The sequence below is a fragment of the Sutcliffiella horikoshii genome (assembly GCF_019931755.1).
Classification (GTDB): domain Bacteria; phylum Bacillota; class Bacilli; order Bacillales; family Bacillaceae_I; genus Sutcliffiella_A; species Sutcliffiella_A horikoshii_E.
The window spans coordinates 1,046,027-1,058,183 of record NZ_CP082918.1 but is presented as its reverse complement, the minus strand read 5'-3'; the positions used below and the strand labels follow the sequence as shown (position 1 = coordinate 1,058,183).

The 12,157-nt window shown below is 40.0% G+C and carries 13 protein-coding genes; 4 read left to right on the top strand and 9 right to left on the bottom strand.

Going from position 1 to position 12,157, the window contains the following annotated elements:
• Window positions 1–84: 84 nt before the first annotated feature.
• Complete coding sequence (locus K7887_RS05505; RefSeq protein ID WP_223492549.1) at window positions 85–603, top strand: MerR family transcriptional regulator; 519 nt, start codon at window positions 85–87, stop codon at window positions 601–603.
• A 26-nt stretch (window positions 604–629) separates the two neighbouring features.
• Here K7887_RS05505 and K7887_RS05500 read toward each other — a convergent pair whose 3' ends face one another.
• The gene (locus K7887_RS05500) at window positions 630–908 is read right to left on the bottom strand and encodes a hypothetical protein (protein WP_223492548.1); all 279 of its coding nucleotides are present in this window, start codon (window positions 906–908) and stop codon (window positions 630–632) included.
• Between the two features lie 113 nt (window positions 909–1,021).
• Here K7887_RS05500 and K7887_RS05495 point away from each other — a divergent pair, with 113 nt between their 5' ends.
• A complete protein-coding gene (locus tag K7887_RS05495; protein WP_223492547.1) occupies window positions 1,022–2,299 on the top strand; it encodes a histidine kinase dimerization/phospho-acceptor domain-containing protein in 1,278 nt (425 codons plus the stop codon).
• A gap of 39 nt (window positions 2,300–2,338) precedes the next feature.
• On the opposite strand, the gene K7887_RS05490 is transcribed toward K7887_RS05495, so the two are convergent.
• The 3 genes from K7887_RS05490 to K7887_RS05480 form a co-directional block, all read right to left on the bottom strand.
• The gene (locus tag K7887_RS05490; protein ID WP_223492546.1) at window positions 2,339–2,704 is read right to left on the bottom strand and encodes a CrcB family protein; all 366 of its coding nucleotides are present in this window, start codon (window positions 2,702–2,704) and stop codon (window positions 2,339–2,341) included.
• A gap of 10 nt (window positions 2,705–2,714) precedes the next feature.
• The gene (locus tag K7887_RS05485; protein ID WP_223492545.1) at window positions 2,715–3,116 is read right to left on the bottom strand and encodes a FluC/FEX family fluoride channel; all 402 of its coding nucleotides are present in this window, start codon (window positions 3,114–3,116) and stop codon (window positions 2,715–2,717) included.
• A 116-nt stretch (window positions 3,117–3,232) separates the two neighbouring features.
• Complete coding sequence (locus K7887_RS05480; protein ID WP_223492544.1) at window positions 3,233–4,297, bottom strand: SDR family oxidoreductase; 1,065 nt, start codon at window positions 4,295–4,297, stop codon at window positions 3,233–3,235.
• Window positions 4,298–4,465: 168 nt separating this feature from the next.
• On the opposite strand from K7887_RS05480, the gene msrA reads away from it, so the two are divergent.
• The gene (gene msrA, locus K7887_RS05475) at window positions 4,466–5,593 is read left to right on the top strand and encodes a peptide-methionine (S)-S-oxide reductase MsrA (RefSeq protein ID WP_223492543.1); all 1,128 of its coding nucleotides are present in this window, start codon (window positions 4,466–4,468) and stop codon (window positions 5,591–5,593) included.
• Window positions 5,594–6,047: 454 nt separating this feature from the next.
• Here the strand turns inward: msrA and proC are convergent, their stop codons facing one another.
• The 3 genes from proC to K7887_RS05460 all read right to left on the bottom strand — a co-directional run bounded on the left by proC (window position 6,048) and on the right by K7887_RS05460 (window position 9,375).
• Window positions 6,048–6,863, bottom strand: coding sequence for a pyrroline-5-carboxylate reductase (proC, locus tag K7887_RS05470; RefSeq protein WP_223492542.1), 816 nt, complete (start codon window positions 6,861–6,863; stop codon window positions 6,048–6,050).
• 83 nt (window positions 6,864–6,946) lie between these two features.
• Entirely contained in the window at window positions 6,947–7,948 is a 1,002-nt protein-coding gene (locus K7887_RS05465) for a sodium:calcium antiporter (RefSeq protein WP_223492541.1), read from the bottom strand.
• A gap of 161 nt (window positions 7,949–8,109) precedes the next feature.
• The gene (locus K7887_RS05460) at window positions 8,110–9,375 is read right to left on the bottom strand and encodes a hemolysin family protein (protein ID WP_223492540.1); all 1,266 of its coding nucleotides are present in this window, start codon (window positions 9,373–9,375) and stop codon (window positions 8,110–8,112) included.
• 202 nt (window positions 9,376–9,577) lie between these two features.
• Between K7887_RS05460 and K7887_RS05455 the strand changes: the two genes are divergently transcribed.
• Window positions 9,578–10,546, top strand: coding sequence for a ring-cleaving dioxygenase (locus K7887_RS05455; protein WP_223492539.1), 969 nt, complete (start codon window positions 9,578–9,580; stop codon window positions 10,544–10,546).
• A 64-nt stretch (window positions 10,547–10,610) separates the two neighbouring features.
• On the opposite strand, the gene K7887_RS05450 is transcribed toward K7887_RS05455, so the two are convergent.
• Window positions 10,611–11,339: a DUF1538 domain-containing protein gene (locus K7887_RS05450; RefSeq protein WP_223492538.1), complete on the bottom strand. Its 729-nt coding sequence runs from the start codon at window positions 11,337–11,339 to the stop codon at window positions 10,611–10,613.
• Window positions 11,336–12,028, bottom strand: coding sequence for a DUF1538 domain-containing protein (locus K7887_RS05445; protein ID WP_223492537.1), 693 nt, complete (start codon window positions 12,026–12,028; stop codon window positions 11,336–11,338). Before K7887_RS05445 ends, K7887_RS05450 begins: the two co-directional genes overlap by 4 nt.
• Window positions 12,029–12,157 lie beyond the last annotated feature (129 nt).

Below are 12,157 nucleotides of genomic sequence, written 5' to 3'. Positions count from 1 at the left end.
TTGCCGAACAACCACTACTTTTGTCTACCATGGAGGAAGTTGCTTATCAATGTGGAAATACATTAATAAAGGGAGGGAGTTTGAATGGAATTAAAGACACATGAAGTGGCAAAAGAACTAGGAATGGCACCTAGAACGGTACGTAAGTGGGTCCAAAAATACGAAATCCCTTGTCGCAAAAATGATTATGGCCATTATGTTTACGATGAAGAGGCATTGGCGCGTCTAGAAACACTTAAAGCAAGCGGGGAGGTAGCAGGAGCCTTGGACATTGCCTTTGACACAGACATCAAAGAAGTACAATTTGAAAACATGAGTACGGGAAATGAAGAGAGTAAAGCATTGGAACATCGGCTGGAGAACTTGACTGAGAGAGTGTCCAGAACAGAACGAATGGTCCAGCAAAAGGCTGATGAGGTGGTATCCTATCAACTGCTGCAACAAAGAAAAGAAATAGAAGAGCTTACAAAGACAGTGGACAGACTAGAAAAGATGTTAGATCAAATGCAAACCCCAGTCAAAAAAATAGAACCCCCACTTATCTTTGACCAACCTCCACAACAAAAGCGCCGCAATGTATTTCGATCCATATTTGGATTATAGATGAAGCTGCCATGATGCTTGGATGGTCAGCTTTCTTTTTTTATTTCTTCCAATACAAAAGTAAACTCTCTTATTAGTAATACTTGCTCCGTTGCGTCTAATTTCGACTCAACTATTCGTTTAACAGCTAAATAGTATTTTTGCATCGGTTGTTTTCTCGTTCTTGGGTGTGTCAGTTCGTCCTTTAATTCCCTTCTTATTGCCTGTTGTAATACTTCTTTTTGATCACAACCATCTATGTACTCCAAAGAGCGGTTGTTCCATAGGAGCTTATACAGTTCTAGCAGCCTGCTTTCTTCTTGCATTGTTTTTCCTCCATGTTTCTACATTTTTCTTAAATTTTATAGAATTTTCTTTCAATTTATGGTACTTTGTAAATGAATATAGTACATAATGCATCTAGGTAAGGGGTCTCGTAATGAACTTTTTGAAAGATATTTTATTACAACTGTTCTTTTTGGTCGTCCCTCTTCTTCTATACTACACTTTGGTACATAAACGAACTGGTAAGCCTTCGGAGTTTATCCGTCAACTTGCAGCCTTTTTTTATTGTACCATTTCAGCACTTATGTGTTCGACATTTCCTATACTTACAGCAAATGACACCCCTTTTTACTTAAGTGGCATTCCGGTTATCATGTCCATATTGTATGGTGGATATTTGGCTGGAATATTGACGGTCATTGCTTTATTTATTTATCCCTTGATTTTCCCGTCTTCCATTAACTATTTGCATGCTTATTTTCTTATCCCATTTCTCTCTGTCTTGCCTTTATTCGTACAGACGAAATGGAGGTTGTATCCAAACTCTATAAAATACTTATTAATATCAACAATTGCCGTGATTGGAGCCTTATTACATTCCATTACTTTTGTAATTTTAGGCATGGAGATAATGAGTACAATTAGCACAAGTATCGTGTTTGTTGGCACTACCCTGCTACTATTCTGCTTAGTTGAGTATTTTTGTGGATTAGATCAGTTACAAAATCAATATAAAAAAATGAAAAAACTCTACCATATCAACACCATTGCTGATGAAGTTGCAAGAGAGTTTCAACAACCGTTAACCATGGTGAAAGGATTTACACAATTGCTTGGAGCAGAACACAACAGGGCCAATAAGGAATATGTCCCCATCATTTTGACGGAGCTAAATCGCGCTGAAAAGATCATTGATTCCTATATTAAACTCGCAAAGACAGAAACTTTCACTTCCAAGGCACTATCCTCGAAGGAATTACTTGACCTGGTTTCAGCAGACATCCAAATGTATGCGAATAGTCATCACCTGGATTTTCAGATCAACAGCGAACGTAACTTAAGGATAAATGGAAACTTGAATCTACTTGCAGAAGCTATCTCAACCATAATTAAATTTTGCATCCAATCAGACGACGGTTCAATGAAAAGTCTCCAGCTTAATCACTACCTGCAGCGAACAGAAGTAATATTCGAGCTAGTGATGAAAGATGGGAAAGCTGAGAAAGACCCTATAAAAACATTACTTCAGTTACAAGAAATCCGTACAAATGAAGAACATACCCCTCTCTATTCCGCTTATACGATTTTGCTGGCTCATGGCGGGGATCTTCATTTTAAGAATCAGTTGTTTAAAAAGTGCCTTGTTCTCACATTACCTGCACAAGTAAAAAAAAGTAACCTCGTCACCAGAAATGTTATCCGTACAAACTAAAAAGGGAAAACCCGTTGCATCTTAACGAGTTTTCCTTTTTTAAATTATATAATAACCTAGTAGAAATCCCATAATGGAGCCGCAAATGCTTAAGCTTAGATAGACTATGACGTGTTGATATTTTTTATCTATGACCAACTGTACAGCTTCCACACTAAATGTTGAAAAAGTCGTAAATGCACCAAAGAAACCAAATCCAAGAAGAGCAAACAGTGCGTCGTTATCATTAATGGTCCCATATAGTGACCCTAACCCAAAAGATCCTATGATATTAACTATAATCATTGCTACTGGGATGCGAGGGGTGGGAAACTTTTTCATAACAGCCAATCCAAGCGAATATCTGCACAAGGCCCCGCCCCCTCCACCAACTGCAAGTAAAAAAATCATGCCAGCTTGACTCATACTAACCTCCCTAACTTCTTAAACCAGAAGCTAAATGTTTTTTAGATAATGAATGTCCAAATATAAGCCCAAGGAAAGCTAATAAAAGTCCACCAACAATGGACGAGAATAAATAGATAGTAGTAATGAAAATGGTAGACTGTGCCTCTAACATAAAGACATCAGCTGCCAAGGTAGACATCGTCGTAAAACCGCCACACAAGCCAGTTCCAAATCCAACCTTCATATATTCCTTTACTTTTCTACGCATGATCCACCCTGTAAAAGCCCCCAAAACAAAACTTCCTACGAGATTTACCAAAAGTGTTCCGACTGGAAAAGCAAAGTCATCAGTGGCTAAAGTAACCGCATACCTCAGAATAGTACCAATTGCTCCTCCTAATATAACTGCTAAAATATTTTTTACCACCATACTCTCACCTGCTTAATTCCCCCTCCCAAATAAGAAGGAAGGTGTGTCCCACTTATTATAAACAAAAAAAGAGTGAAAGCCTATACAACGGCCACCACTCCTTCCTTGCAACTTTATTATATTTCCACCTTTTCCTTTTCTGGTTCAAAATAGGCACGGATGATAATTTCCAATATCTCCTTCGTCATATTCAAATGAGCGATAGGGCTATCTTTTAAAAGTCTTTGTGTATTACGATCCGCAAATGAAATACTGCGATCTAGATATGGACCAAAAACATCTATCAAACTATTTAACTGTAGCTCCACTGGCGTTAAGGAAAAGCTTGCACCTTTCTCATAGATGCCAAGTGATCGGAAATTCAGGTGTGCTTTTATCGTTTCAAGTATTTCCCTATTGGTCGGCGGTGCAGGATTTGTAACATTGTAGATTGTGTTCTTTTCCGCTTTTTGAGCTGCAATTGTTAAAATATCGGCTACATAATCAACAGGTACCAGATTGGATGTACCGTCTTTGGAACCGACCAGGTGAACTTTTTCCTCATAACTCTTGCGTTCCAGTTTACGTTTAAAAAGCTCGAGGCCTCTCATAAATCCATAAAGAGTAAAGTTTGAGTCCGCTTCACCAGTCTTAGAATCTCCAACAATGATGGCAGGTCTAAAAATGGAAACATCCATTTCACCCTTGTATTTCATTACTTCATGTTCTGCAAGAGACTTGCTTTCCTCGTATGGATTGTTGAAGTCCTGTTGAAGATTATAAAGTTCTTCCTTACCTGAATTGGATACTCCCACCGTATAAGCAGTGCTCACATGGATAAATTTTTTGACTCCAATTGATGCAGCAACTTCTAAGGCGTGTTTCGTTCCTTGATAATTCATTTCCATAAGTGTATCTCGTAGATGATGATCAAATTTCACTAAAGCTGCAAGATGATAGAAAATATCAATTTTATTAGTAAGAGCAGCTAATTGCTCGGAAGAAAAACCGAATTTCGGTTTAACAATATCCCCGTTTAGGATGGTAACCCTATCTTGCAGGGAAAGTGGCAAGTCTTCCTTTAATGCGATCGCTTTTTTGGTGTTTCTAGCTAATATATAGACTGTATGCTCTCCTTCCAAGAGGTTGCGAATCAGCCTTCCCCCTAAAAATCCAGTAGCACCAGTTAAGAATATATTCATTGAAGTCCTCCATTGTTGAAGATGATTTTCAATCAAATCTATTATAATAGTAATATAGATTGTACACGAAATCAAAACATGGAAAAATTTGAAGAAGCATATCATTTGTAGAGGTCTGTGAAAGGCTTACGTTATAATTGGAATAACGACAAATTAAAGGAGTCTGTGATGAGTAAAAAATTCTGGGGTTTACTTCTTGTAATCGCTTGCCTTGCCGCCTACTTTTTTATACCCAAAATGTATGCAACTGTAACACAAAAATCAGTCGGCAGTATGCCTTATGAGTTTGAGGAAAATGAAAATATTGCCTATGCCACATTCGCAGGCGGCTGCTTCTGGTGTATGGAACCGCCATTTGAAAAGCTTCCTGGTGTGTACGAGGTTGTTTCAGGCTATACCGGTGGAAACGTGGAAAACCCAGCCTACAATGAGGTAACAACTGGAGAGACAGGTCATGTGGAGGCTGTCATTGTTAGTTATAATCCCGATGTCATAAATTATGAAACCTTATTGGACGTTTTCTGGAGACAAGTCGATCCAACTGATGACAAAGGACAATTTGTCGATAGAGGAACACCTTATCAATCGGGAATCTTCTATCATAGCGAAGATCAAAAGCAACTCGCCGAAAAATCAAAAGAAGAGCTTGATGCGTCTGGGCGTTTTGATCAGCCAATCGTGACAGAAATTAAGGCAGCAGAAACCTTCTATATTGCAGAAGACTATCATCAGGACTATTATCTTAAAAATCCGGTCCGCTACGACTTTTACCGAGACAACTCAGGACGTGACGATTTTCTCGATAAGGCTTGGGGAGATGACCGCAATATAACTCCACAAGTAGAGGATGATGGCACAACCCTTCTCCATTTATCCAAAGATGAATTACGTTCCGTTTTAACTGCTGAACAATATTATGTCACACAGGAAGATGGCACAGAAGAACCGTTTAATAATGAGTATTGGGATTTTGAAGGAGAAGGCATTTATGTGGATTTAATTTCTGGGGAGGCGTTGTTCAGCTCTACCGATAAATATGATTCTGGCACTGGATGGCCAAGTTTCACAAAGCCTTTAGTTCCAGAAAATATAGTGGAGCTTGAAGACCGAAGTTTTTTCTCAGTACGGACTGAAATTCGCAGCAAATTAGGCAACGCACACCTGGGGCATGTTTTTGATGACGGCCCTGAACCAACAGGCCTAAGATATTGCATGAACTCCGCCGCCCTCCGCTTTGTTCCAAAAGAACAACTCGAAGCAGAAGGTTATGGAGAGTTTCTCGAGTTATTTGAATAAGCAACAACCCCACTACACCTTGTTTTGAGTGGGGTTGTTTTTAGAGATAAGAAAGTATAGTATACTGTTGATTTCCGTTCCAGGCGCTTCGCTTGCCTGAGGGCGGTCCGTGAGCCTCCTCGGCTTGCGCCTCCGGGGTCTCACCTGTCCCTTCCTCCCGCTGTCCTCTGCGCGCCTTCCACTCCAATCAACAAGGTTACTGTGTTCACCTAAAAGTTTGTGAAGAGGCATTTAACTTAGTTAACTGTAAAAGCACTAACATTTCTTTCACGTAATTCCTAGCTGTGGATTGGAGCAAATGGCGAAGACTCCTACGGGGGAGTAGCGGCAATGTTGAGACCCCGCAGGCTTGCCGAGGAGGCTCAAGGTCGCCCCGTGGAAAGCGCAGCCATTTGCGGAAAGGAACAGCGGCGTTCTACAACTAACTATTGTTTTATGTTATAAACAGTTTTTCTCATTTGCTATCTTTCAGTTTTTTAGACTTCTCCGTACATGCTTCCATTGCAGACACCACTGCAGACCGGAATCCATGCTTTTCCAATGTCGTTACAGCCTCAATCGTAGCACCACCAGGTGTACACACATTATCCTTTAATTCCCCCGGATGCTTACCCGTTTCCAGCACCATCTTCGCTGCCCCTAGAACAGCCTGGGCTGCCATTGTATATGCCTGATCACGAGAAATCCCTTGTTGCACCGCTCCATCAGCTAAAGCCTCAATGAACATATACACATAGGCTGGAGAAGAACCACTAACAGCAGGTACAGCATCCATCAGCTTTTCAGGCAGCACCTCCGCTTTACCAAAGCTTTCAAAAAGACGGATCACATCTTGTAGTTCCTCACCATTCACTGCCTCATTTGCACAAATCGCACTCATGCCTTCCCCTACTAAAGATGGTGTGTTCGGCATCACACGCACTGCTTTTAATTTTTTCCCGAAAGCCGACTCAAGAAACTCCAACGTTATACCAGCCGCAATGGTAATCACGACCGTATCGCTTTTAACAACGTCCACAATTTCTTCAATTACCTCTTTATGCAGATCTGGTTTTACAGCCAAGATCAGCATGTCTGCTCTAGCAGCTACTTCCCTGTTTTGGATAGTAGTTTCAATCGCGTACTTATTTGCAATTTTCTCTACCGTTTCATTTGTTTTTGCACTGGCGAATATCTGGTTTGCAGGTACTAGCTCTGATTTTACAAGTCCACCAATTATGGCCTCAGCCATCTTTCCACTACCGATAAAACCAATTTTCTTTTTTAACATTATGTATCACTTCCTAAACGTTCTGCTTTGAATTATATAAAAACCATACACAGAAAGCTACCCATATTCATGGATAGCTTAGGTTAAGGACTAACAAACAAATAGATGCTGTTTGCCACATATAGCGCAATGATTGCTAACGATATGATGAGATAGCTCGGTGCTTGCTTCACTTTCGTTCGATGCAGCATGGTATATAAGACGATCAGGTTCATGATAATCAGGGTAATCGTGGATATATAATGGAACAACTCTACCGATGAGAGTAACAGCCCACCTCTGTAAAAAATATCTGAACTGCCAAGTACAAATAAGTTGAAAAGGTTACTTCCCAACACACTTCCAATCGCTAGCCCTGGATTCCCAAGACGGACTGCAACGATACAACTTACCACTTCTGGCAACGAGGTTGTGATGGCTATCATAAACATCCCAACAAAGCTTGAACCCAAACCTGTGAGTTCCCCGATCCTGTCTCCAGTCACAGTTAAGATTGTACCAAACACCATGATAAGAAAGCAGCTAAGTATAAAGAATGAGACAGTCCGTTTCATCGAGATGGATGAGTAATCGATTTCCTTTTTTGCCTTGGTCGTATTTAGTGGAGCTTCTTGGACTTCCGGGACCTCTAGTTTAGAAAGAAAGATCATTCCAAGCACATATCCAGCTAACAACAGAATCGAATCCAATCCAATCCCGAACACTTGAAATCCTGATTTTATATGAAGACCTACCAAAAGATAAATGGAAAGAATCAAACCTACTAGCGCTGTAAAAACATGCTCCTTCGTTTTATGTTGGAAGATTCTCTTCTTGATAAAGTAGATATTAATGAAAGCCAAAGTCAGCATATTAAAAAGGTTGCTTCCGAGAATGTTACCTAGGATAAGATCTGGGTTGTTGATAATGGCTGCGGTATAACTTGTCGTGATTTCCGGCAGGGATGTAGCTCCTCCAAGCAGTGCAGCTCCCAGGAATGCTCCACCTTTCATTGATTTTTTGCTGATGATATCCGCATATTGAGAAAGCTTAACAGCAACCCCAACCGTTACAATTACACTGATGATAAATAATAAATAGACCAAGTTTACATTCCTCTTTCCTTAATATTGAGCATGCCTTAATTTCCCTCAAAAGTGTTGGTTTTAAAGCGACAGATAATGGTATTGTTTCCATTTGGGTATTCCCTTTTTGATAGGATTTAAAAACATAAAAAGCCCTGGCAATATGCCAGGACTTTAATACGTTATGCAGAAAAAACGAAATCAACATTTTTTTCCACAACTACTTTTTGAATTCGATGCTTTTTCACTTCTTCTATGTGAATGACGAAGCTTTCGCATTCCACTCTTTCTCCCTTTTTCGGAAGATAGCCAAGCATATCTGAAATCCAGCCACCTAGCGTGTTAGCGGTGGATTCGGCTACTTCAAGTTGTAGCAACTCCGTAAATTCTTCTACAGGGAGACGCCCATCCATACGAAACTTCAATTCATCGAGTACTTCCACCAAGTTTTCGTTTTCATCATGCTCATCCCATATTTCCCCGACAATCTCTTCAATAATATCTTCAATCGAGATAATACCCGCGGTTCCACCGTATTCATCAAGCACAATGGCCAAATGATTTTGTGAAGTCTGCAGCTCTTTAAGGAGATTAGATATTTTGGCAGATCCGATGACAAAAAACGGACTGCGTGCAATTTCTTTTAATGAAAAGTTAGGATTCTGAACATATTGGGCAAAGAAATCTCTATGTGAAATAACTCCAGTAATGTTGTCGATGGATCCTTCATATAAAGGTAAGCGTGAATATTGTTCTTTTATAAAAATGTCTTTAATTTCTTCAATAGACGTATCCTCTGAGATGGCCACTACATCTGGCCTTGGCGTAAGGATATCTTTCACGACGATATCATCAAACGCTATGGCATTATGCAGCAATTCTCGTTCTTGTGTGAGAAAAGTCCCTTCTTCTTCTCCGATCTCAACCATCGCAATTACATCTTCTTCTGTAACGGTAGGTTCCTCCTTATCTGCTCCAAGGAGTTTTTTGATCCCTACTTTCAGCTGGACGAACAACCATGTAATCGGATAAAAGAGTTTCATGACTGTCATTAAAGAAGCAGATATTAAAAGTAAATATTTTTCTGCATATTGTTTAGCTAAAGATTTCGGCAAAATCTCCCCAAAAACAAGGACTACTATCGTAATAATTGCTGTCGTGATCGCAAGTGTGCTGCCATTGCTCCCATATAACTGAGTGGCAATATTAGTTGCTATTGCTGCCATTGCAATGTTGACAATATTATTACCTATTAGGATTGTAGAAACACTTTGATCAAAGTTTTCTGCCATGTTTAATGAGCGTTTTGCTCTTGCATTGTTGTCTGCCTGATTACGAAGCCGCACTTTGTTGACGCTCGTAATAGCCGTTTCAGATGCCGAAAAATATCCTGATAATATTAACAATGCCCCTAATAAAATTATCGAGTCATAGGGTATACTATCCAAGTTCTCATCACTCTCCTACATATATATATTATAAATATATTTTGAAATGGAGAATTTAGCAATAAAAAAGCAGAAAATCACATAAAAATTTTGTATTTTTCTAATAATTTATTGGTATTGCGGAAGTTAAAAAGGCATGATATAATTATCTTGAATTCGAGATATTTTAATTTGAGTTAAATTCTTAGTAGGAGTGATACCTATGGAATTATTAGGTTTACACCACGTTTCTATATTAACAGCTAAAGCAGAAAAAAATTATCAATTTTTCACAGAGGTTCTTGGGATGCGACTTGTTAAAAAGACCGTAAATCAAGATAATACCTCCTCCTATCATTTATTTTATGGTGACGCAGAAGGAAATCCAGGAACCGAGATTACCTTTTTCGATATTCCCGGCTTAGGCAGGACCCATGAAGGAGTTTCAAGCATTTCTTCTACTTCTTTACGTGTGGCCACCACCGAGTCACTACGTTTTTGGCAGCAGAGATTCCGGACATTTAACATAAAACAAGAAGAAATAAAAAAGCGGGCAGACAGAGACACTTTGGCATTTGAAGATTACGATGGAACAAAGTTATTATTAGTGGCTGACAACGGAGAAAGAGGTGTTTTAGCTGGGGTTCCTTGGGAAAAGAATGACATCCCAAAGGAGCATGCCATTATTGGACTTGGACCTGTAACGTTGACAGTTAAATCTGCCCTGCCGACCACAAGCATCTTAACCAATGTGCTTGGGTTTCAATTTAAAGGGTCCTATCCTTCCCTTAAAGGGGAATTCCCTGCCATCGAAGTATACTCAACTGGAGAAGGCGGTGCGGGAGCAGAAGTGCATATTGAAACAAGGCTAGATCTTCCAGCTGAAAAAATAGGTCGAGGCGGCGTACATCATGTAGCATTCCGGGTTCCAAACCAAGAAGAGTTTCAAAAGTGGGTACAACGAGTGAGAGAAACCCGCCTCCCGAACTCAGGAGAAGTAGAAAGATATTATTTTAAGGCACTCTACTTCAGAGAGCCTAATGGTATTCTTTTTGAACTATCCACTGATACTCCTGGATTCAGTGCAGACGAGCCGCTAGAAACAATGGGAGAAAAGCTTGCTCTCCCACCTTTTTTAGAACCAAAAAGAGAAGAAATCGAAGCAAGTTTACGACCACTTGAAATAAACTAAATAGAAAATGGAGCTGAAATCAACTAGTCGATTTCAGCTCCATTTATTTATCCACATGCCTCTTCTATCCGTTCTCTTCCACTTCTTTTTTATAAATAATACCTAACACAAGAACTGAAATGATGGGAGCAAGTGCTACAAGTGCAATCATTCCAAAGCCATCAGTCAGGGGATCACTTCCCTCTGTTACAGATGCAACCCCTACCGCCATGGAAAGAATAAAGGTAACCGTCATAGGTCCTGTAGCAACTCCTCCGGAATCAAAGGCAATACTGACGAATATTTTTTTGGTAAAAAACAGAAGGATAAATGCGATAAGGTAGCCTGGTATGAGGTAATACCAGATGGAAAAATTGAACTGAATACGGAGCATGGACAAAGCTATCGCTACCCCTACTCCAACAGACAGTGTCAGAAGCATCGCCTTCTTGGAGATATATCCTTCCGTGACATCGGAGACCTCTTTATTCAGTACTCTTACAGCAGGCTCTGCTATCGTAGCGACAAAGCCAAGAACAAAGCCAATCGGTATTAATATCCACGAATGAGTCATTTCGCCAAGACTCTCCCCCATTTTTTCTCCAACTGGCATAAAACCGATGTGCACGCCTTGAAGGAATAAGACCAGTCCTATGTAGGAAAATCCGAAACCAAGCAATATTTTCTTGAGTTTATCCCAGTTGAGTTTCAAGAAAATGAATTGAAAAACGAGGAAAAAGACTAATAACGGCACTAACGCGAAGGTTACCTCAAGAAGCAGTCCTCCAAATCCCTTAAAAATATCGTGAATCATTGATAAATCACCCCCAATAGCAGTACTGCAAGTATTGGTCCAATGGACGCCAGTGCAACCAATCCAAAGCCTTCACTCGATGATTCATCCTTTCTCATCACAGACGCAACACCGACTCCCAAAGCAAGGATAAACGGGACAGTAAGCGGACCTGTCGTCACACCTCCAGCATCAAATGAAATCGGAACAAATGTCTCAGGAGTAAAGAATGCTAGAAGAAAAACAAGCAAATACGCAGGCATTATAAGGTAAGGCAGTTTAATCTTATAGATAGTTCTTACCATCGCCAGCGCCACGAATATCCCAACTCCAAGAGCTACGGAAAGAATCAATACAGTCGAGGTGATTTTCCCCTCCGATACTTCATCCACCTGCGTTGCCAGCACCCTTACATCAGGTTCTGCCACAGTGACGGCGGTACCCAACAATAGCCCGACAACGATGATTAACCACTTCTTTTTTGGTTTTGGAAGGGCCTTTCCAATCATGTCCCCAACAGGTAAAAGTCCTATGTTCACACCCATGAGGAAGAACATCAATCCAAAGGTCACCATTAATAGTCCTATTAAGAATAAAAGGAACTTCTCAAGAGGAAGTCCTATTAAAAAAATCTGAAGTAAAATGATTACCGCTGATACTGGTAAAATTGCCAGAAAAGATTCCTTGACTGAATCTTTAATATCCTCCATTTCCTCACTCCCACTCATCTGTCTCTTTTTATCTTTTTACCCTATTATTCCTATTACATAACTGAACAATGTTCAATGAGAAGAAAAATTATTGAAAGCGCTGACAAGTTTAAGCCTATACACATATAG